Below are 21,509 nucleotides of genomic sequence, written 5' to 3'. Positions count from 1 at the left end.
CAAGGTAATACTTCAACTTATACAAAGTCGCTACGTATTAGTTTTTTTAATCCGAGACATTATAATTTGTCCGTTGAGGAAGCTCCAGCAAATACCTATAGTTGCCGCACTTCCTGAGCCGGAACGAAAAGATTTCTGGAAACGTGCGAGAGATCGCAGACTTTTGGAGAACTTTTGGCTTGTGGTCGTGATGTTGTGTTTGCATTTTGATCTGACGCTTGCAGATCAAGCTTTTAATTCCTGTAGATTTACCCTGTCTGTCCATAGTGATTTTAAATAGCACCGCAAATTGCGGTGCTTTTTTTTATCTCTTACTGCCGTTTACTGCCCCATCTCTACCATCTCTTTGACGTCAGAGCGGTTAATCTGCTGCTTGTTGCCATTGGCATCCTGATAGCTGATCATACCGGTTTCGTCATCAACTTTAGGTTTGCCATCGGCGACGATAGTGCGACCATCGTTAGTGTGCATCACGTAATTGCTGGAACATGCGGACAGGGTAAAGGCCAGAGTACATACGGCCAGCACTGCGGTGAGTTTATTCATCTTCTATCTCCTTGCAGATTGATTGCATTAAACCACCCGCATGCGCTCACCAAAGGTAGCGCCAGTGAAATCGACTGTGAATAGCGATGCGTTATGCGGGTTTCGGTTCAAACCTTGCAATAAATAGCATAACGCGCTTTTCCAGCTTTGCCAGGCAACGGACCAGCTTTCAGCCTGGTCCTAATATGATTAACAGTGGGCTGAGTATGACCATTTTTTCCCCAGGCGCCTTCCGCCAGCAGTTCCCCGCAATGAGCGATGCCGGTATCTACCTCGATAGCGCCGCCACTGCGCTCAAGCCGCAGGCAGTGATCGACGCAACCGCACAGTTCTACAGCTTAAGCGCAGGCACCGTGCATCGTAGCCAGTTCGCTGCCGCTCGCGCGCTGACGGAAAAATACGAACAGGCGCGCGGTTTAGTGGCGCGCTGGCTCAATGCTGTGGACGATCGGCAGATTGTCTGGACGCGCGGCACCACCGAAGCGATCAATCTGGTGGCGAACAGCTGGCTGGCACCGCGACTGCAAGCTGGCGATGAAATTGTGGTTAGCGAAGCCGAACATCACGCCAATCTGGTGCCGTGGTTGATAGTGGCAAAAGCGGCGGGCGCGAAAGTGGTGAAATGGACGCTGGGCGCCGATCGTTTGCCGGATATCGCACAGTTGCCGGCGTTGCTCAATTCACGCACCCGATTGCTAGCCGTTGGCCAGATGTCGAACGTCACCGGCGGCTGTCCGGATCTGGCGCAGGCGATCCGTTTAGCCCATGACGTCGGCGCCAAAGTGATGGTTGATGGTGCACAAGGCGTGGTGCATTGTCCGCCGGATGTGCAGGCGCTGGATATTGATTTCTATGCTTTTTCCGGCCATAAACTTTACGGCCCGATGGGCATTGGCGTGCTGTATGGCAAGGCGGAATTGCTGGAGGCGATGGATCCATGGCAAGGCGGCGGCAAAATGCTGACGCAGGTCGATTTTAACGGTTTCACGCCGCAGCCGGTGCCGTGGCGTTTTGAGGCCGGAACGCCAAACGTTGCGGGCGTGGTGGGTTTGAGTGCCGCGCTGGAGTGGCTGGCGCAACATGATGGCAAAAAAGCCGAAATGTGGAGCCAGCAGCTGGCGAGTCTGGCCGAAGAGCAATTGAGCGAGATCCCCGGTTTCCGCAGCTTCCGCTGTGGCAATGCCAGCCTGCTGGCGTTTGATATTGCCGGTATTCATCACAGCGACATCGTCACGCTGCTCGCCGAGCACGGCATCGCGTTACGCGCCGGACAGCACTGCGCGCAGCCGCTGATGGCGGCGCTTGGCGTAACCGGCACGCTGCGTGTCTCGTTCGCCCCCTATAATAATTTGCAGGACGTGGATGCGCTGGTGCGCGCCATGCGCCATGCCGTCGACTTACTGAGTGAATAAGCCCATGACATCAACTCTGCTCGCCCCGCATCCGTTCGGCGATCTGATTACCGCAGCCAGCCTGACGGAAAAATTCACCCATTTTCATCAGTGGGAAGATCGCTATCGTCAGTTGATCCAGCTTAGCCGCCAGCTGCCTGCGTTAGTGGAGGAGTTGAAAACGCCGGATATCGAGCTCACGGGCTGTGAAAATCGCGTGTGGCTCAGCAGCCAGCTGTTGAACAACGGCACACTGCATTTTTATGGCGACAGTGAAGGACGCATCGTGCGCGGATTGCTGGCGGTGTTGCTGACGGCGGTGGAAGGCAAAACGCCAGCCGACTTGCTGCAGCAAGATCCGCTGGCGTTGTTTGATATCTTAGGTCTGCGTGCGCAGCTTAGTGCGTCGCGCAGCAGCGGCTTACAGGCGCTGGCGGATGCGGTGCAACGCGCTGCACGTCAGCATACTCAGGCCGTTTGACGCGCCGCTTTCGCCAGAAACTTCTTCAACGCGTGGGAAACCGCCACAAACCCAAAAGTGGCGGTCACCATGGTCGCCGCGCCGAATCCGGCGGCACAATCCATCCGTTTCGGGCCTTCTGCGGTGGAGCGTGAAGTACACACGCTGCCGTCCGGCTGCGGATACATCAGCGCTTCCGTTGAAAATACGCAGTCTATGCCGAGCTTGCCTTTGCTGTTCTTCACCACGCCGAAATCCCCTTTCAATCTCTCACGCAGCTTAGCCGCCAGCGGATCCTGAATGGTTTTCGCCAGATCGCTAACCTGGATCTGTGTGGGATCGATCTGGCCGCCCGCGCCGCCGGTGGTAATCAGCGGGATCTTGTTGCGACGACACCAGGCAATCAACGCGGCTTTGGGGCGCACGCTATCAATCGCATCAATCACGAAGTCGAACCCCGCCGATAACAGTTCGGCGGTATTTTCCGGCGTGATGAAGTCATCGATACAGATCACTTCGCATTCCGGATTGATAGCGCGCATACGTTCCGCCATCACTTCGGTCTTCGCCTGGCCCACTTTGCCCTGCAGCGCGTGGATCTGGCGGTTGGTATTGGTGATACAGACATCGTCCATATCAATCAGGGTGATTTTACCGATGCCGGTGCGCACCAGCGCTTCCGCCGCCCATGAACCTACGCCACCAATACCAATCACGCAAAAATGCGCGTCGGCAAAACGCTGTAGCGCGTCCTGCCCATAGAGACGCGCCGTGCCGCCAAAACGTTGTCGCCAGGCGTCGCTTACTACTGTCATAACCAAACCTTTTCGCTAAAACGGGACATTAATTAGAACCTAACAGCAGCGAACCGTTGTTGCCATTTTGTGGGTTGCTGAACACCGGCTGACCGGTGCCCGGCGCGGCTTTCAGCACCCAGACGCGACCATAATGGTTGTAGAAACCGGCCAGATGCGCCGCATCCGGGCCAACGCCCTGATAGATATCGAAGTGCTGGCCTTTAATCGCGCCGCCCACGTCCAACGCCACCATCAGGCGCATCTCATATTTGCCATTGAACTTGCCCTTCTCGTTCAGCTGCGGTACTTCGGCTAACAGCACGGTTCCGGCTGGAATCAGTGAACGATCGGAAGCAACAGAGGCCTTGGCAATCAGCGGTACCGCGCTGGCACCGCGTACCGGCACATACTCTTCCGGCTTAAAGAAGACGAAGGATTGGTTGGTTTCCAGCACCGAACGCACTTCCTGTGGCGAATGCTCTTGCGCCCACTGACGAATCGCCTGCATCGACATATCTTCACGCTTCACTTCACCGCGATCGATCAACTCTTTACCAACGCTGTGGTAAGCCCAGCCATTTTTGCCGCCGTAACCAAAGAAGCGCAGCGGACGACCATCACCAAAATCAACGTAGCCGCTGCCCTGCACATCCATCATGAAGTTATCGATCAGCGAGTTGCTGTAGGCAATGATGTAGCGATCGTCGAGCCCACCACTATATATAGAAGCGCGGCTCGGCAGCTTCTGTCCGCGCGGACGCGGCGGCATACGATAAATCGGATACTGGAACTCGCCCTGACGGGTATAACGCGCTTCCACGACCGGCGTGTAGTAGCCGGTGAATTGCACGTTACCGTAATTGTCGGTGCCTTCCATCTGGTAGGCATTCAAACCAAACTGATTAAGCTGACGCGTATCGGCGCCGGACAGCAGCCAGTTTTGCACTGCGCTGTAGGTGCCGTTGTTGCGCCCAAACAGGCCAGACGAGGCAGTTTGAATCTGCACCACCTGATCGCCAAAGTCTTTGCCGTTCACCGGACGCCCTTTGGCGTTCGGCTGATTGACCAGCCCGAGCGGTTGCTCCAGCTTGCCATCTATATATTGTTGACCGCGATCGGTCGGTTTAGAACTACAGCCCGCTAACAGCGCGATAAATGCGCCAGTAAGTGCATACTTCGCCCAATGTCCTTTCATAACCTTCTCTTTTTATCGATTGTTTGCCCGGCGAAGATAGCAAAGGGACAGAGAGATTGAAATCTGCCCTAAGCGGTCACGCTCACATCTGTACAATAATTCACCCGATGGCGAGTTTATTCATCAACTGACTGTAAATTTGGCGTTTTGTCTCAAAAAGGGGTTGCATCGCCGCGCGTCCAGAGTATAGTGCGCATCCACGGACGCGGGGTGGAGCAGCCTGGTAGCTCGTCGGGCTCATAACCCGAAGGTCGTCGGTTCAAATCCGGCCCCCGCAACCAATTCTTCTTAAATGAAGAGACAATGTGAAGTGTGTGTACGCGTCAAACGGACGCGGGGTGGAGCAGCCTGGTAGCTCGTCGGGCTCATAACCCGAAGGTCGTCGGTTCAAATCCGGCCCCCGCAACCAATTGTCTTAAGAAGAATACAATGTGAAAAGTCGCTTAATGCGACAGACGGACGCGGGGTGGAGCAGCCTGGTAGCTCGTCGGGCTCATAACCCGAAGGTCGTCGGTTCGAATCCGGCCCCCGCAACCAATCATTTAAACACCTTAACGGGTGTTTTTTTGTTTTTAAGAATGCCCTTCATCATCCTCAACACTCCTCTTTTTCTCTTTCTTCAGTTCACTCCAACACGTTTATTATCCTGAAAATTTCTTAAACACTCTGATCTGTTTAATTAAAAACAACATTCTAAACATTTTAGTTAATTTTTATCGGGACAAATCTCAATCTCTCCAGCCTGAATAATTTACATACTGCTGGCATAGATAACACAAAGTGTGTTGTCATGACACAGTGAGAAATAAAAATGGCTTATACTAATGGATACAAATATTCCGGTTATTATCAAACACAGTTCGGTTGGAAGCCATATATTCCAAACGGTACAGTCTATCTTGATGACATTAGCCATAAAGTAGACTCACTATGGTCATCTATTAACCCTGGTGCAGTTGATAACACCGGTACATTATCATTGTCAGGATTTGCCAATGGATATAAAAAAATTGAAATTTATGACAACGGTAAGTTAATCAAAACCGTTGAATCAAACAAGTTAGGCGTGTGGGTTGCTGATTTGTCAGATGTGCTTAATGCTGGATCTCACAACTTCACCATTAAGCAAGAAGGTTTCGGTTTTTCAGGCGGAGAACCTATTCACATTGTGGTTCAGGGAAACAATGGTCCTATTCCCGTTGAAATCACTCAAGTTTATGATGATGTCGGCATTCATAAAGGTATCATTGAGCAAGGTAAAACCACCGATGATTCGCATCCAACCTTTAGCGGAAAAGGTCCTGCAAACTCGCTGGTAACGCTTGTCAATGAAAGCAACAATGTTATTGCCCATGGCTACAGTGATAACTATGGCAACTGGAAGATCACACCAGAATTTGATATTGCTGATGGCAGTCATAATATCCGCGCATTCGTTAATGGCAAATTTAGCTCAGATTTCAATATCACCATTGATACCGCGCCTGCTCAATATCCTGTAACGTTCACGGGTGCCTTTGATTATTTAACAGCAAGCACTATTCCTGAGAATGGTGTCACCAGCGATTCACGCCCAGGTTTTTCAGGTGAAGCATCTCCTAACTCTTATGTTTATTTATTCATTGAAGGCAGTAATGAGCCTATTGGTGGTTCGGTCACTAACGGCTTTGGCAAATGGACCATTACACCATTTAAAGATCTGGCTGCAGGCACACACACTTTTGAAGTTCGAGTGAATGGTGAAACCGCTAAATATACATTGACCATCGGTGCAGATTCTTCAATTGAGCAACCGCTGGTGATTGATCATCTCATTGACGGTCAATCATTCGATATCATCCCTGAGAATGGTCAGTCTTCAGATACCACTCCATGGATCAGTGGTAAAAGTGAGCCTTTCGCGAATGTTGTCTTATTAGAAGGTTCAAAATTCATTGGTTATGCGCAGGCTGATGCCAGCGGTAAATGGATTTATGAAATAAGCAGTGAGCTTGAAGCGGGCCAACATCTCCTGACCGCACACTCAAATAACCAGGTTAGCGAGCCATTCGCCTTCAGCATCGCGGCACCGCAGGCATCCGGTGGTTACTGGGGTTGGGGCAGCTTTAGCGTTAATGCGGTTACCGATGTTTATGACACTAATGACCAGCCAGAAATCGCTGCCGGTAAAGCATTCAACCAATTCTCTCTGAATGAATTGTTGATCAACGAAGAGGCATCGCTCTTCGCCGAGATCAGCGAGCAGCAAGAAGCACCAGCACTGATTCTGACCCAGGCAGAGTTGAGCACAGAAAGCCTTTCTACCGGCGTAGAACTTAACTCAGATTCCTTCACATCATCAATCACGGAAGAACCGCAGTACGCGCAATACGCGTAAGTCCCGGTTTGAATGAAACTCAACGGATGGCATATGCCATCCGTTTTTTTATTATCTATGCGCCAGCGCCGCACCCTTATCAAAATACGCCTTAATACCATGCAGAATCGCCTCAGCCACCTGATGCTGATAGCGCGATGTGCGCAACTTGCGCTCCTCTTCCACATTACTGATAAACGCGGTTTCCACCAGAATCGAGGGAATATCCGGCGCTTTCAGTACGGCAAATCCGGCTTGATCGACTGTGGGCTTGTGCAGGTGATTGATATGCCCCATGCGCGACAGCACCTCTTTGCCAAACTTCAGGCTGTCGCTAATGGTTTGCCGCTGCACCATGTCGAACATGGTGTGGTCGAGATAGCGATCGCCGCTCATGCTGACGCCGCCAATCAAATCGGCCTCATTCTGCGTTTGCGCGAGGAAGCGCGCCGCTGCAGAGGTAGCGCCGCTGGTTGAGAGCGCAAACACCGATGAACCGCGTGCGGCTCGGCTGGTGAAGGCATCGGCGTGGATCGAGATAAACAGATCCGCGCGCTGCTTACGCGCTTTTGCTACGCGGACACGCAGCGGGATGAACACATCCTCATTCCGCGTCATATAGGCTTTCATGTTGCGCTCTTTATCGATCAGCGCCTTCAGATAGCGACCAATCTTCAACACGATATCTTTCTCACGCGTTTTGTATTTGCCATGCGCGCCAGGATCTTCACCGCCATGTCCGGGATCGATCATGATGATAATCGGGCGATCGTGCCCCGCTTTCCCCGGCAGCGCCGCCTGCACCGGCTGATCGCGCTCCAGATCGCCCTGATTGTAATCCTGCAGTAATGCCAGTAGCGGATCCTCTTCCCGTGATTGCTGATTAGGATAGAGATCGACCACTAAGCGGTGCTTGATGCCCGCCACCGGCGCCAGGGTGAAAGTCTTAGGTGCCGTGCTGCGCTTCAGTTCCAGCACCAGTCGCACCGTGTTGGCATCAAACTGGCCGACGCGTGCAGTTTTGATGAAAGGATCGTCCACGCGCACCAGTTTATCGACCCCTTTCAGGACCGGATTGATGTGCATATTTTCAATATCAATAACCAGACGATCGGGATTACTCAGCGTGAACTGCTTGTACTTGAGGGGAACGTTGGATTCCAGTGTAACGCGGGAGTAAGTCGATGATGGCCAGATGCGCACCGCCACAATATGCTGGCTGGCAGCCAGCCCGGTGCGTGTGACGCTCAGCATTAATAGTGCGCCTGCGCCCTGTAATAATCGTCGTCGTGTGAAAGCTTCGGACATGCCGCTCCAACTGCTGTGTTATGTCTAAAAAATCGTCACTTGATGGCAAGAAAGTGAAAACTTTGTTCGATGAGAATTGTCTTGTCTTGCCGGAAAAACCAGATAATGCAGGCTGTTAGCGCGTGTTGCATCAGGAAAATCGTAAAGTAACGTCAGGCCCGGCGCTTGCAATAAGGGGCAAAAGAGCATAAAAATACGAAAATTACGAATAAACATGCACAGAGGGCTTTGCCGTGAAGGAACGCAGTACAGAACTGGTTCAGGGTTTTCGCCATACCGTTCCCTATATAAATACCCATCGTGACAAGACCTTTGTCATCATGTTGGGTGGCGAGGCCATCGAGCATGAGAACTTCTCAAGCATCGTTAATGACATCGGTCTGCTGCATAGCCTCGGCATTCGCTTAGTGGTGGTTTACGGTGCGCGTCCGCAAATTGACGCCAGCATGGCCCAGCAACAGCTGGAACCGATTTACCACAAACACACCCGCGTGACCGATGCGCAGTCACTTGAGTTGGTGAAGCAAGCCGCAGGTCGTTTACAGCTGGATATCACCGCGCGTCTGTCGATGAGCCTCAACAACACGCCGCTGCAAGGTGCGCACATTAATGTGGTGAGCGGCAATTTCATCATCGCGCAGCCGCTGGGCGTGGACGATGGCGTTGATTACTGCCACAGCGGCCGTATTCGTCGTATTGATGAGGAAGCGATTCATCGTCAGCTGGACAACGACGCGATTGTGCTGCTCGGTCCGGTGGCGGTTTCTGTTACTGGCGAGAGTTTCAACCTGACGTCTGAAGAAGTGGCGACGCAGCTGGCGATCAAATTGAAAGCCGAGAAGATGATTGGTTTCTGCTCTGAACAGGGCGTGACCAATCGCGAAGGCGCGATTATTTCTGAACTGTTCCCGAACGAAGCCCAGGCGCGCATCGATGAGATGGAAAGCGATGGCGATTTCCTTTCAGGCACCGTGCGTTTCTTACGTGGCGCGGTAAAAGCCTGCCGCAGCGGCGTGCGTCGCAGCCATCTGATCAGCTATCAGGAAGATGGTGCGTTGCTGCAAGAACTGTTCTCGCGCGACGGTATCGGTACCCAGATTGTGATGGAGTCAGCCGAGCAGATTCGTCGCGCCAACATCAACGATATCGGCGGCATTCTTGAGCTGATTCGCCCGCTGGAGCAGCAAGGTATTCTGGTGCGTCGTTCCCGCGAGCAGCTGGAGATGGAGATTGATAAGTTCACCATTATTCAGCGCGACAACCTGACCATCGCCTGTGCCGCGCTCTATCCGTTCCCGGATGAGCAGATTGGTGAAATGGCTTGTGTGGCGGTGCATCCGGATTATCGCAGCTCGTCGCGTGGCGAACTGTTGCTGGATCGCGTGGCGTTGCAGGCGCGTCAGATGGGGCTGAAGAAGCTGTTTGTGTTAACCACGCGCAGCATTCACTGGTTCCAGGAGCGTGGCTTTACGCCGGTGGATATTGAGTCGCTGCCTGAGAGCAAGAAGCAGATGTATAACTATCAGCGCCGTTCAAAAGTGTTGATGGCGGATTTGGGTTAAGTGCGGTTGGTATGATTGGTCGCCATAAATGGCGACCCTACGAAAAACCATTCACCCGTAGGGTCGGCATTCATGCCGACCTGGTCAATTACCGCACTATTCATGCCGACCTTGTCCATCACCGCACCACATTTACTCCCCCGCTCAACCGCTCCAGTAATCCACTGCGTCGCTGGGTACGCAACTGCACAGCGCGACGGAACACGCTGTCATCGCTATACAACGTCAGCTGCTTACGTGCGCGGGTAATCGCGGTATAAATCAGTTCGCGCGTTAACACCGGCAGAAACTGTGCCGGCATCACCAGCGCCGTGTGATCAAACTCCGAACCCTGCGATTTATGCACCGTCATCGCCCACGCGGTATCGTGGGTCGGCAATCGGCTCGGCTGCACTGCTTTAATGCTGCCATCCGGCAACGGGAAGAACACTTTCAGCAGACCTTCCTCGTCAAACAGTGTGATGCCAATATCGCCGTTAAACAGACCCAACGCACTGTCGTTGCGCGTCACCATTACCGGACGCCCCTGATACCAGCGACTGCCGCCGGTTGGACGACGAATCAGCTGCAGCTGCATCAGCTTCTGCTCAATACGCTGGTTCAATCCCTGCACGCCAAACGGCCCTTCACGCAGCGCACACAGCAGCTGATAACGGCCAAATGCTGCGATAATCTCTGCAGGATCAGCACGCTTGCTTATGAGTTTCAGGAACGGCTGATAACCGGCGGCAATCTCCGTCAGCATCGCCTGATACGCATCCGCATCCTGCAGAGGTTTACGGCTGATATCGCTGAACCCTGCCTGGAATGCCGCTTCAACCGCCTTTGCATCACCGGCATTAACCGCTGCGGCCAGTTGACCAATGCCGGAGTTGGCGTCAAAGCGGTAGCTTTTGCGCAGCAGGCAAATCGCATCGCGCACGGCGGGCGCGCGGATGTCATCAATGCCGGCGACCTCGCTGCCGGTGAGCGCGCTCAGTTGCGCAGCACGCATCGGGCTGTATCCGGCTTCGGCACAGCGACAGATATCACCGAGCACCGCGCCCGCTTCCACCGACGCCAGCTGATCGCGATCGCCAAGGAACACCACGCGCGCCTGCGCTGGCAATGCGGCAATCAGATTCGCCATCATGCCGAGATCGACCATAGAGGCTTCATCCACCACCAGCACATCCAAATGCAGCGGATTTCCGGCGTGATACCGCAGGCGTTGCGTTTCCGGCTGCGCGCCCAACAAGCGGTGCAGCGTGGTGGCATCGGCTGGAAAGCGCTGCCGCTCCGCCTCACTCACCGGCAGCTTTTGCAGCGCCTTGCCCAGCGATTCGGTAAGACGCGCCGCCGCTTTGCCGGTTGGTGCAGCCAACTGAATACGTAACGCGCCTTCACTGAGACGGATCAGCGCCGCCAGCAGTTTTGCTACCGTGGTGGTTTTACCGGTGCCAGGACCGCCCGAAATCACTGCAGTTTTCTGCGTCAGCGCTACCGCAGCGGCAATCTTCTGCCAGTTATCCGGCTCGTTGCCAAACAGCTGATCCAGCACTTGCCGCACCCGCTCAGCCGCAAAAGGTTGCGCTGTCGACGGTGACTGAAAAAAGCGTGCCACCTGCCCTTCGTTGTGCCAAAGGCGATGCAGATAGAGACGGTCTTCGCTCAGCACGATGGGCGCTGCTTGCTCGCTATTACTCAGCGCCGACCAGCCGCTTAAAATTGCAGGCCAATCCTGTGGTTCGCCTGCCGCTTGCCAGATGGCCTGCGCCAGCTCCGCATGACGCCCTTTAAACAGGTTGTCGCAGCTCAGCTGTGATAACGGCAAACAGACATGCCCATCTCCCGCTTCCGCGCTCAGGCACGCTGCCAGCAGCAAACGCGCCGGTTGCTCGTCATCGGCCAGCAGTTGAGCGAACTGGACATCCAGCGAACGCAGTAAACGCAGCTCAGCCGCCTGTGCTAAAAGCGCGGTCATACCGCTCATGCTGTCGCTCCCGGCCCGCGAAACAGGCTATCCAGTTGTGAAACAAAATCGAAAGTCGGGCGGGTGTGGAACACGCCGTTGTCTGGCGAACTGCCGTCCATGCCACGCAGGAACAGATAAAATACGCCGCCGAAATGCTGCTCATAATCGTAATCCGGCACGCGATGTTGTAAATAGCGGTGCAGCGCCAGCGTATAGAGCTGGTACTGCAAATCGTAGCGGTGGTCGATCATCGCCTGCGCCATTGCCTGCGGCGTGTAAGCTTCATGGCTGTCGCCAAGCCAGTTGGATTTGTAATCCAGCAGGTAATATTTGCCCTGCCAGCGGAACACCAGATCGATAAAGCCTTTCAGCATGCCCTGCACCTGACGGAAATCGAGCGGCGGAGCCTGTGCCGATAACGCATCCTGAGAAATTAACGCGCTCAATTCACGCGCGGTCAGCACGTTGTCAATTGGCAGATAGAACGCCATCTCCACCAAACGGTCGCTGCTCTGCACCTGCGCCAGATGAATGCCCTGCGCGTTGAGCGGCGTGCTCAATACGCGCGTAATCCACGTGCTGAGCATCGGCTGCCAGTGCAGCGGATAGCCGTTTTGCTGCAGATGTTGCGCCAGCATCTCTTCAGAAGGCGGCTGCGGGAAATCCAGTGATTCGAACAACTCATGTAAAAACGTTCCCGGCGCAGCACCGCGCGGGAAGTGATGTGGCGTTAGCGCCGCTTCCCCTTCCTCTTCACGATCCTCTTCGCCTGCCGCTTCGACATCAAAATTCGGCATCACCTCAAGCAGACGATGAGAACTGTGCTGCTGCAAACCGGAATAACTGGTGACGCGCCACGGTTCGGCCAGCACGCGCGTTACGCATCGCGCACCCAATTCGCTATCGGCGATAGCCTCAACCTGCCAGCGCTCGGCTTGCATATCTTCTGCCAGCACCACATCGGTGCCTGCCGCGTCCATGTCATGCAGTAACGCACCGAGCTGTTCGGCCGTCGCCGCTTCGCCGCGTTGCAACAGAAAACCGAGCGCGCTTTTATGCAAATCGCTCTCGCCCTCTTTCTTGCGCGTGCCGCGAAACAGCGGTGCCACGCCGACGCTGCAGTGATAGATCGAACGGGTTAACGCCACGTAGAGCAGGCGTAAATCCTCTGCCAGACGCTCCTGTTCGGCCAGCGCCAGACTCTCCTCGTCGGCTTGCAGATCCAGAATCGCGTCAAAGTTCTCACGATCATGATAGAGCGCAGTATCCGCCTCGCGGAAACCGGCGGCGAACGGCAGCCACACTAACGGATATTGCAGCCCTTTGGATTTGTGGATGGTGACAATCTGCACCAGATGGCGATCGCTCTCGAGACGCAGCTGCTGGCTGGCAGACTGGCTGTCCGGACGCGCGATCTGCTGTGCCAGATGGCGTACCAGCGCATGCGGGCTGTCCAGTTGTGCAGCCGCTTCCTGCAGCAGTTCGCCCAAATGCAGTAAATCCGTCAGACGACGCTCGCCGTTCTCCGAGGCCAGCAGATTTTCCGCCAGCTGGCGCTCTAGCATCATCTCGCGCAGCATCGGCAAGACGCCACGCTGCTGCCAAACCAGTTGCCAGCTGGCAAAGGTATCCACCAGTTCGTCCCAGCCGCGCGCATCCTGATCCAGCGCATCCAGCTGCGAGGCATCAAAGGCAAACAGCGAGGTTGCCAGCGCGGTGCGCAGCATACGCTCCTGCTCCGGCGCCAGTACCGCCTGCAACAGCCATAACAGCTCGCGCGCTTCCGGCGTGGTGTAAACGCTATCGCGATTCGACAGGTAAACCGATGGAATCCCCAGCAGATTCAGCGCTTCGCGAATCAGGTTGGCTTCGTTACGGCTGCGCACCAGCACGGTGATGTCAGAGGCTTGAACCGGCCGCAAATTGGGCGCTTTGCCCAACATCGCGCGCTGCTGCTGCCCGGCCTGCAGCCAGCGACTTATATCAGCCGCACACTGCTGCGCCATACGTTGTTGATAATCCCCAACGCTGCAGCCTTCGCCCGGCTGCAGCCAGAAGCGTAACGCCGCTTGCTCAACCTGATCGATGCTAAGAGACAACGGCTGGTTCGGTGGCGCGAACTGCACCGGCAAAAACGGGATCTCGGCGAACAGGAAGGGCGCGTCGAGGCGTGCAAACAGCTGGTTGACGCTATTGACCATCGCTGGCGACGAGCGCCAGTTGGTGTCCAGCGTGTAGTGCGCACTGACTTCACTGCGCGCGCGTATGTAGGTAAAAATATCCGCGCCACGAAATGCGTAAATCGCTTGTTTGGGATCGCCAATCAACAGCAGCGCATGCGCTGGCTGATTGATGTATAGCGTACGGAAGATGCGGTATTGCAGCGGATCGGTGTCCTGAAACTCATCTATCAATGCCACCGGGAAACGCTGGCGAATCGCCTGAGCCAGCTGCTCACCGCTCGGCTGTTGCAGTGCTTCGTCGAGGCGGCTCAGCAGGTCATCAAAACCCAACAGTGCCTGCTGACGTTTCTCTTTGCGCACCGCAGCGCGCACCTCGACCAGCGCGCGCGCAATCACCAGATCGCGCAGCGACAGCGGTTGGGCAAGGAACGTGTCGATGGCGTCAAACAAGGTGTGATGCGGCGGATTGCCCTTTTTGGTCTTCTCTTCAAGCATGCGCTGACCGAAGCGCGCCAGTTCGGCAGGCACCTGATAATCACGCGTTTCGCTCTGCGCCCAGAAGCTGACTTTGTTGACCCAAACCGGCAAATTTTTGCTGCTGTAGCTGCGCTTATCCACATCGGATTGCCCCACCAGCGTCAGCACCTCTTCACCCACCGCCAGCCATTGCGCTTTCATCGCGGCGATACGCGCCAGATTTTCGCAGTGGCGCGAAGCCAGAGTTTCACTGTCGGCAGGCGGCAGACGCAGGCTGGGCGATTCGCCCTGCAACCACGGACGCAAAGTGGAAAGTAACTGCTCCGGGCCGCTCCATTCGCTGACAATCACCCGCGCGACATCCAGCGTCAGCGGATAGCAGTGACGACGCCAGAAATCGGCGGTCGCCTGGCGCAGCAGCAGCTGTTCATCCTCAATCAGCTGTTGTTCAAACAGCATGCCGGACTCAAAGGCGTTGAGATTCAGCATGCGCTGGCAGAAGCCGTGGATGGTGAATATGGCGGCTTCATCCATCTGGCGTTCCGCGGCCAGCAGCAGCGAAGCGGCATCGGCGGGTTGCGGGATCTCCTGCAGTAGCTGCATCAGCATCGGGTTGCTGCTGACGCCGCGCAGGCAGGCCAGCCGCAGCTCGTGGATGTTGGCGCGAATACGCCCGCGCAGCTCAGCGGTAGCGGCCTCGGTAAAGGTCACCACCAGAATCTCTTCTACCGACAGCGGACGCGAATAAGCATGTTGTCCGCCCAATCCCAGTAACAGCCGCAGATAGAGCAGTCCGATGGTAAAGGTTTTACCGGTTCCGGCTGAGGCCTCAATCAGACGCTCACCGCGCAGCGGCAGCGTCAGAGGATTGAGCGATTCAGGTAGCAGACTCATTGCGCGTCACTCTTCACGGGCAACGATTGCTGCAGCTTCTGGACCTCATCCCATGTGGTCCAGCCCGGCAGTTGCGCGTAGTCATCTTTGGTCGCGCCATCATGGCTGCCGCCAATCTGCGAAATCATCGCCATGCCTGTTTGTGCTAAGACCGCCTGATGGAAGAAGTCGGCCAGACCGGCTGGCGTCAGTTGCTGAATTTGCTCAATCGCTTTTTCACGCGTATCGAAGGCAAAGTTCTGACGTTTAAAGTCACGGTTAAAGCGGTTCGCCTCTTCATCCAGCGTTTGCGGGCGCTGCTTCATATCGTTGATTAGCGCCTGCTGATACTGGGCAAAATCTTCCGCTTTCATGCTGCGCAGACGCTGTTCAGCCTGCGGATAAAACGCCTGGAAGCGTTGCAGTAAAAACGCCGGCTGCTTGCTGTTACTTTGCAGCAGGAAACCGATGCCCCATTGGCGTCCAATCGGCATCTGATACGCAAACACCGCATAACCGAGCTGCTCTTCGGTGCGCAATTGGTTGTAGAACCAGGGTTGAACGATCTGGCTCAGCATGGTGCTGTTAGCCATGCTTTGATATTCGCTGTAGCCCAACGGCACATATAGCGCGGCCAGCGCCGAATCAGTGCTGCTGCCGGCTTTTTGCAGATTGGCCTTCATCGCTTTATCCACCGTCACATAATCACTGTGCCAGTAGCCGTGACCATCGCTCTGCAACTGCTGCTGCAGCTCATCGCCGAGCTTTTTCACGCGATCGGCAGAGAGATTGCCCACCACCATCATCTCTGGCGTTGCATGATGAATCAGCGCATCGCGGTAATCGGTGACCTCTTTCAGCGTGATGTCCTTCACCAGTTTGCGGCGCGTTTCACGCTGGGTGTAAGGCAGCTGCGACAACATCTGCATCGGCTGAATCGCCTGCTCAAACGCTTTGCCCTTCTCTGCTGCTTCCAGTCGATCCAGATACCAGGATTTGGCCTGCTCCAGCTGCTGCTGATCCGGCGTAAAGGTGGCGTAACCTTCCACCAGCTTCTTCAGCAATTCCGGCAGACGTTGGGTAAAACCACTGGCGCTAAACACGATGCCATCATCTTCTCCGGTGGAGAAACTGATGCCGCCAACCGAGGCCTGCGAATTTAGTTCATCCAACGCCAGGCTGGAGAGATAGTCATTCAAGCCAAACAGCACCTGCTGGCGCGCATCGCTAATCGCGGATTTGTTGCGCAGCGCCAGGGTGATAGCGGCTTTCGGTTCGCTGGCAAACATCTGACTTGGCATCCAGTAAATACGCATGCTGTCGCCATTGGTCAGTGCTACCGGATGATCGTAGGTTTTGCCATCGGAGGGAATGATGGAGAAATCCGACGGAATGTAGGGATTCAGCGTGGGCATCGATAGCTGGAGCTGTGCGGCGCGTTGCTGCCAGTCGCTGAACTGGGCGTCGCTGATTTTGTCCACCTGATAGGGCGCATTCACAAAGTAGGCCTCTTTGTTATGCGGCTCCTGCGGGCTGATATACCAGATACGCGCGTTCTGCGGCGTCATTTCATCAAGACGCGTTTTTATTGCGGCGGGATCGAACTGATCGGCCAGATAAGGCGCATCCAGCGTATGTTCAACCGGCACCCGCAGCATGGTATCCACCAGCCATTCGATGTAATCCATATCGCGTGTAATTGATGGATAACGGAAATCCAGCGCCAGCACGTGGGAGACTTCATCAAAGTACTCTTTGCTGATGCCTTTGCTGCGCAGCATATCGAGGTAATTAAACACTGCAGCGACCACTTCATCGCGCTGCGCCAGACCTTTGTCGGTTAACGAGACGCTGATAGCAAAGACGCCGCTATTTCGCTCGGTCATTGGGTCAGCACCGGCACTGACGCCATCCGCCAGCCCCTGCTTTTGCAGCCAGTCGTTCAGGGTGTTTTTACTGCGATTGCCGAGAATGTAGCTGATCAGCGTATCGGTTTTGCTGCGGAACTGGCCGCTGTTGTTCGGGATGCGGAACTCAATTTTTAACTGCTTGCGCGGCTGGGCGGGCACGTAATGGATAATGATGCCCTTCTGCGCGTCGGTCACCACCGGCACGTCAATCTCTGGCACGGTGGTCTGATGATTAGCCACTCGACCAAAGGTTTTCGCCGCAATATCGGCCATCTCGGGCAGCGGCTTGTTACTGTAGATCACCGCCTTCATCAGATTGGCGGAGTAGTGACTGTGATAAAAGTCGGTCAGCGCCTGATGTAATTTGCTGTCCGGCTTGTCACTTAACGTATCGAGGTTGCCGCCGGAATAGCGCGAACCCGGATGCGCAGGGTTAAGGGTTTCAGCGCCCACCTGCGCCATGCGCAAGCCATCGCGTGAGCGAGCCATGGTCAGTTCTGCGTTGACCGCATGACGCTCACGATCGGCATTAACCGGATCGAGCAGCGGTTCAGCAATCGCATCGGCCAGTCGGTCTACCGCTGGCTGCAGCGCACTGTTTTCCACTTCCAGATAGAACGCCGTGCGATACGACGCGGTGCTGGCATTGTGGCTGCCGCCATTTTTTTTCAGGAATTCGGCGAGATTATCAGGCTGCGGATAACGCTTTGAACCCATCAACACCATGTGTTCGAGATAGTGCGCCAGACCCAGTTGCTGATTAGGATCGTCCAGCGAACCGATCGGCAAGGTCAGCGCCGCCAATGATTTAGGCGCTTCGGCATCCGAGACTAGCAGCACGGTCATGCCGTTGTTTAACGTAATCGCCTGGTAACTGCGTGGATCGTGATCGCTTTTACGAATGGTGTCATTGATGGGTTGCCAGCCGCGATCGGTATCGGCAAAGGCATTCAGCGCTAACGTGCTCAGCAGCAGCGCTCCAATCCAGCGTGCGTAAATCCGCATTTAAACCCCTTACGTTACCCTTTTCCGCTGGCTGTGTGCCCAGCGGTGAAATAGACAAACTTTCTTATCGTGTCAGGAACAACCTCAAACGAGGCCGTATTCCCTTGCTATTCATCATTTTGATGCGCCAGGCGCACCGGCAAATACCATTGGCGTGCGGCGGCAGTTATCGCCTGCACGGCATCATCATCCAATGAGCGACTCAGGCGTTGCAGATAGGGATCGCTGCCCTCGCCTTCGACCTGGAAACCACCCTGCCAGGCTTGCAGCAATTTGTTAAGTGCCTTTTTCTGCGTTGCTTCGTCCTCCAGCAACTGCTGCGACTTGCTATCAAAGCTGGCTTCCAGCCAGGCGCCGCCGGATTTATTCAGCAGCATCAGCGGCTGGACTAATCCAGCCTGATAACCCGCAACATACTCATTCAGCAGCGACAGCGCCTGTTCAGCAGGCAGCGCCGCGAAGCGCCAGTGACTCTGTTTACGGCCGTACATGCGGCTTTCACCGCTGCCGCCCAACGCGCAATACACCAGATGTTCCAGCCATAACAGCAGACCATCATTCATGTTCAGCACGCCCGGACGCCAGCGCAGCAGGCCATCAGCTTGCACCTGCGTTAGCCAGCCGGTCAATTGCACTGCGCCGAGCGCCAGATTGATTTCCCAACTTTCGGCGGGCTGGCGTTGACCACTCACCTCGGCGGCCACTTCCTGCATCTCTTCGGTCTGGCTCTGCCAGAAAAGTTCCCCGAATGCGCCATAAGGCAGATTACCTGCAGCGCGGTTACGCGCATACAGCTGCGCCGGATCGTCACCGTTGACCAGCGTATTCAGTAATTGGGCGTTGATTTGGTAGCGTTCGAGGCTGTCAGGCGCGAACGGTTCGCTGTCGGGCAATTCGCTCTCTTCCATCCAGAAAGCCACACCCAAGCGCTGCTGGAACCAGGCGCGCACCGGATGACGCCAGAAACGCAGCAGTTGCTCCAGCGACAAGGTTTCTAACGGTGCAGGCAGCAAGGGCTGCACAAAATCAGGTTGTGCCACGCCGCTGCCGCTGGCAGCTGGCAGCCACTCCGCAGCAAAGCTTTGCCCGGGTGCGCCCGGTTGGAAGTTTTCTGCGGCAAACGGCATGCGGCTATGCAGCTTTTGCAGATGTTCGCGCACGCGTTGCTCGCTGATATCGGGTTCAAGTGCCTCATCACCCGGCAGACGGAAGCTTTGTCCCAGATAATCTACCAGCTCGCTCACTAATACCGATGGATAGCGCTCGGTGTTATCCTGAATCGCCCGGCCAATGTAGCTGATATAGAGCTGCTGCTGCGCCGAGATCAACGCTTCGAGGAACAGATAGCGGTCATCATCGCGGCGGCTGCGGTCGCCTTTGCGCATCTGTTGCTGCATCAGGTCGAAACCAAGCGGTGCTAAGGTGCGTGGATAGACGCCATCGTTCATGCCCAGCAAACACACCACTTTGAAGGGAATCGAACGCATCGGCATCAGCGTACAGAAGTTAATAGGACCGGCAAGAAAACGCTGGCTGATACGCTGTTGATCGAGGCGCGAACGCAGCTCATCGCGCAGCAGCGTAACCGGAATTGGCTGTTGATACGCCGCCTGCATGCCCTGTTCGATAATCTGTTTCCACTGGGTTTCCACCAGCAGCAGCGCGGCTTCACTTTCAGCGTCTCCGCTAAAGAAGCACTCAATCAGCTCACGACACAGCGGCTGCCACTCTGACAGTGTGCGTTCTTCTGCCAGACGCGCACGCCACTCTTCCAGTCGCGATAGCAATTCGGCCAGATGACCCGCCAGCTCAGCGATCAAACCGCTGGATTCGTCATACGGCAGAATCCCTTGCCAGTCGCCGTTGCGGCTCTCCAGCGCATAACCGAGCAGCATGCGCTGTAGGCCGAAGCGCCAGGTGTGTTGTCCAGTTACCGGCAGCGCCAGTGCTTCCACGCTGGCATCATCCAATCCCCAGCGAATGCCGGATTCCATCACCCAACGGCGCAGCAGGCGCAGCCCGCTTTCATCCACCGAGAAGCGCTGCGCCAATGCAGGAACCTCAAGCAGCGCCAGCACATCTTCGGAGGCAAAGCGACTTTCAGGCAGCGACAGCAAGCTGAGCAGCGCCAGAATCGCCGGGTGCGCCTGACTAGCGCGACGGTCGGAGATGGCGAAAGGCAAATAGCGTTCGCTCGGCGCGCTGGCAAAAGCGGCCTGAATAAAAGGGGCGTAGCTGTCGATATCCGCCACCATCACGATGATGTCGCGCGGCTTGAGTTCGGGGTTGGCTTCCATCAGCGTGAGCAGATGATCCTGCAGCACTTCAACTTCACGCTGAGCGCTATGACACACCTGCAGCGTGATCGAGCGATCGTCAGGATCAAGCAGGCGTTTCTCGGCGCTGTTCGCCAGCTCACCGGCGTTGAGGCCAATGACCGCTCTATCGTCCAGATTGAGCAGATCTGCTTGCAAGCTGTGCAGCAGATTGTCTTGTGGCATCTCAACGAAGGCATCAATGTCGTTGGCAGCGGATTCCATTTGGCTCAGCAGAAACAGGTTATCGCGCCCCAGTTTGCCCCATGACGCCAGCAGCGGATTGGTCAGCTGCTGCTCGCCGATGTCGTTAAACAATGCCGGTGCGCTAGCCGGATCGCGGAACAGCGGCTGCAGCTCATCCGATTGTATGCGGCGGCGCTGGCGGCTTTGCAGCTTCGCCAGGAAGGCATAATCCTGAATGTCGCCCCAATAATGACGGCAGGGATTGGTGAACAGCAGATGGATATCAATGTGCCGACCCAGCGCTTCCAGCGCCTGCAGATAGACCGGCGGCAGCGCGGAAATACCGCAAATAAACACGCGCTGTGGCAAACCCGGCGGCGGCGTTTGCGCCTGTTCCAGCTTTTGGATGAAACGCGCATAGAGATTGGCGCGATGCCACATCGGCTGACCCAGGCTTTCGGTAAAGTTGACCAGATCGCACCACAGCGGCGCCTGCCACTGCTGCGATTCGCCCAAGCCATCAATCATTTCACCGCGCTCCCAGCTGTTGAGCCAGTCCGAGCGGTACACCAGATATTGGTCAAACAGGTCAGCAACGCGGGCGCTGAGCTGATACAGCTTGCGTTTATCGTCGTCATCATTGAGGTAGTGACGCAGCGGCTGGAATGCATCCTGCTCCAGCAAAGTTGGCAAGCGATGCATCAGCTTCCAGCTCATGCTGGCTTTAGTGAAGGCGCTCTCTTCAGGAATATCGGGCAGCACCTTAACGAACATGTTCCAGATGAAGCTGGCAGGCAGCGGGAAATCGATGTTGGCGGCAATGCCAAAACTGTTAGCCAGCTCCATTTGCAGCCACTGCGCCATACCTGGGCTTTGTACCAGCACCTGCTCAGCCGCCAGCGGATCGGCCAGCGGTTGATTTTCAATCAGAATTCCTGCCAGATTCTTCAACAGATCAAGCTGATTTGAGTGATAGACCCGGAACATATTT

12 protein-coding genes and 3 tRNA genes are annotated in these 21,509 nt (G+C 55.4%); 7 read left to right on the top strand and 8 right to left on the bottom strand.

Features of this window, described 5'->3' with window-relative positions; translation table 11 throughout:
- Positions 1 to 321: 321 nt before the first annotated feature.
- Positions 322 to 546, bottom strand: a complete 225-nt coding sequence (locus BM323_RS21805) for a YgdI/YgdR family lipoprotein (protein WP_008109575.1) — start codon at positions 544 to 546, stop codon at positions 322 to 324.
- A gap of 206 nt (positions 547 to 752) precedes the next feature.
- On the opposite strand from BM323_RS21805, the gene csdA reads away from it, so the two are divergent.
- Entirely contained in the window at positions 753 to 1,958 is a 1,206-nt protein-coding gene (csdA, locus tag BM323_RS21800) for a cysteine desulfurase CsdA (RefSeq protein ID WP_036649890.1), read from the top strand.
- A gap of 4 nt (positions 1,959 to 1,962) precedes the next feature.
- Positions 1,963 to 2,418, top strand: coding sequence for a cysteine desulfurase sulfur acceptor subunit CsdE (gene csdE, locus BM323_RS21795; RefSeq protein ID WP_008109578.1), 456 nt, complete (start codon positions 1,963 to 1,965; stop codon positions 2,416 to 2,418).
- Here csdE and tcdA read toward each other — a convergent pair.
- Together tcdA and mltA are read right to left on the bottom strand one after the other, a co-directional pair.
- Positions 2,406 to 3,212 (bottom strand): tRNA cyclic N6-threonylcarbamoyladenosine(37) synthase TcdA, encoded by an 807-nt coding sequence (gene tcdA, locus BM323_RS21790; protein ID WP_008109579.1) that lies wholly within the window; start codon positions 3,210 to 3,212, stop codon positions 2,406 to 2,408. The two genes, csdE and tcdA, sit on opposite strands and share 13 nt — an antisense overlap.
- Before the next feature lie 28 nt (positions 3,213 to 3,240).
- Positions 3,241 to 4,389, bottom strand: a complete 1,149-nt coding sequence (mltA, locus tag BM323_RS21785) for a murein transglycosylase A (protein WP_008109581.1) — start codon at positions 4,387 to 4,389, stop codon at positions 3,241 to 3,243.
- Positions 4,390 to 4,593: 204 nt separating this feature from the next.
- Here mltA and BM323_RS21780 point away from each other — a divergent pair.
- The 4 genes from BM323_RS21780 to BM323_RS21765 all read left to right on the top strand — a co-directional run bounded on the left by BM323_RS21780 (position 4,594) and on the right by BM323_RS21765 (position 6,766).
- Positions 4,594 to 4,670: transfer RNA gene (locus BM323_RS21780), tRNA-Met, on the top strand.
- A gap of 51 nt (positions 4,671 to 4,721) precedes the next feature.
- Positions 4,722 to 4,798: transfer RNA gene (locus tag BM323_RS21775), tRNA-Met, on the top strand.
- 51 nt (positions 4,799 to 4,849) lie between these two features.
- Positions 4,850 to 4,926, top strand: a tRNA-Met gene (locus BM323_RS21770).
- Between the two features lie 274 nt (positions 4,927 to 5,200).
- A complete protein-coding gene (locus BM323_RS21765) occupies positions 5,201 to 6,766 on the top strand; it encodes an Ig-like domain-containing protein (RefSeq protein WP_008110342.1) in 1,566 nt (521 codons plus the stop codon).
- A gap of 51 nt (positions 6,767 to 6,817) precedes the next feature.
- Here the strand turns inward: BM323_RS21765 and amiC are convergent, their stop codons facing one another.
- Entirely contained in the window at positions 6,818 to 8,053 is a 1,236-nt protein-coding gene (amiC, locus tag BM323_RS21760) for an N-acetylmuramoyl-L-alanine amidase AmiC (protein WP_139221445.1), read from the bottom strand.
- Positions 8,054 to 8,286: 233 nt separating this feature from the next.
- Here amiC and argA point away from each other — a divergent pair, with 233 nt between their 5' ends.
- A complete protein-coding gene (gene argA, locus BM323_RS21755) occupies positions 8,287 to 9,615 on the top strand; it encodes an amino-acid N-acetyltransferase (RefSeq protein WP_007891884.1) in 1,329 nt (442 codons plus the stop codon).
- A 118-nt stretch (positions 9,616 to 9,733) separates the two neighbouring features.
- Here the strand turns inward: argA and recD are convergent, their stop codons facing one another.
- From recD to recC, 4 genes are all read right to left on the bottom strand, one after another.
- Positions 9,734 to 11,587 carry an exodeoxyribonuclease V subunit alpha gene (gene recD, locus BM323_RS21750; protein WP_008109283.1) on the bottom strand — a complete coding sequence of 618 codons (1,854 nt, stop codon included), beginning with the start codon at positions 11,585 to 11,587 and terminating at the stop codon, positions 9,734 to 9,736.
- On the bottom strand, positions 11,584 to 15,123 hold the full coding sequence (recB, locus tag BM323_RS21745) for an exodeoxyribonuclease V subunit beta (RefSeq protein WP_008109280.1): 3,540 nt from the start codon (positions 15,121 to 15,123) through the stop codon (positions 11,584 to 11,586). The genes recD and recB overlap by 4 nt, the downstream gene beginning before the upstream one ends.
- Complete coding sequence (gene ptrA, locus BM323_RS21740) at positions 15,120 to 18,017, bottom strand: pitrilysin (protein ID WP_091004310.1); 2,898 nt, start codon at positions 18,015 to 18,017, stop codon at positions 15,120 to 15,122. Before ptrA ends, recB begins: the two co-directional genes overlap by 4 nt.
- 107 nt (positions 18,018 to 18,124) lie before the next feature.
- Positions 18,125 to 21,505: an exodeoxyribonuclease V subunit gamma gene (recC, locus tag BM323_RS21735; RefSeq protein WP_008109276.1), complete on the bottom strand. Its 3,381-nt coding sequence runs from the start codon at positions 21,503 to 21,505 to the stop codon at positions 18,125 to 18,127.
- Positions 21,506 to 21,509: the final 4 nt, after the last annotated feature.

Source organism: Pantoea sp. YR525 (assembly GCF_900116775.1).
In the GTDB taxonomy this organism is placed as follows: Bacteria; Pseudomonadota; Gammaproteobacteria; order Enterobacterales; family Enterobacteriaceae; genus Pantoea; species Pantoea symbiotica.
This window is presented reverse-complemented; position numbering and strand designations above follow the sequence as displayed.

Coding starts and splice junctions, on each gene's coding strand:
- BM323_RS21805 (WP_008109575.1), bottom strand. CDS start 546: ATGAATAAACTCACCGCAGTGCTGGCCGTATGTACTCTGGCCTTTACC.
- recD (WP_008109283.1), bottom strand. CDS start 11,587: ATGAGCGGTATGACCGCGCTTTTAGCACAGGCGGCTGAGCTGCGTTTA.
- csdA (WP_036649890.1), top strand. CDS start 753: ATGACCATTTTTTCCCCAGGCGCCTTCCGCCAGCAGTTCCCCGCAATG.
- mltA (WP_008109581.1), bottom strand. CDS start 4,389: ATGAAAGGACATTGGGCGAAGTATGCACTTACTGGCGCATTTATCGCG.
- recC (WP_008109276.1), bottom strand. CDS start 21,505: ATGTTCCGGGTCTATCACTCAAATCAGCTTGATCTGTTGAAGAATCTG.
- ptrA (WP_091004310.1), bottom strand. CDS start 18,017: ATGCGGATTTACGCACGCTGGATTGGAGCGCTGCTGCTGAGCACGTTA.
- BM323_RS21765 (WP_008110342.1), top strand. CDS start 5,201: ATGGCTTATACTAATGGATACAAATATTCCGGTTATTATCAAACACAG.
- csdE (WP_008109578.1), top strand. CDS start 1,963: ATGACATCAACTCTGCTCGCCCCGCATCCGTTCGGCGATCTGATTACC.
- tcdA (WP_008109579.1), bottom strand. CDS start 3,212: ATGACAGTAGTAAGCGACGCCTGGCGACAACGTTTTGGCGGCACGGCG.
- amiC (WP_139221445.1), bottom strand. CDS start 8,053: ATGTCCGAAGCTTTCACACGACGACGATTATTACAGGGCGCAGGCGCA.
- recB (WP_008109280.1), bottom strand. CDS start 15,123: ATGAGTCTGCTACCTGAATCGCTCAATCCTCTGACGCTGCCGCTGCGC.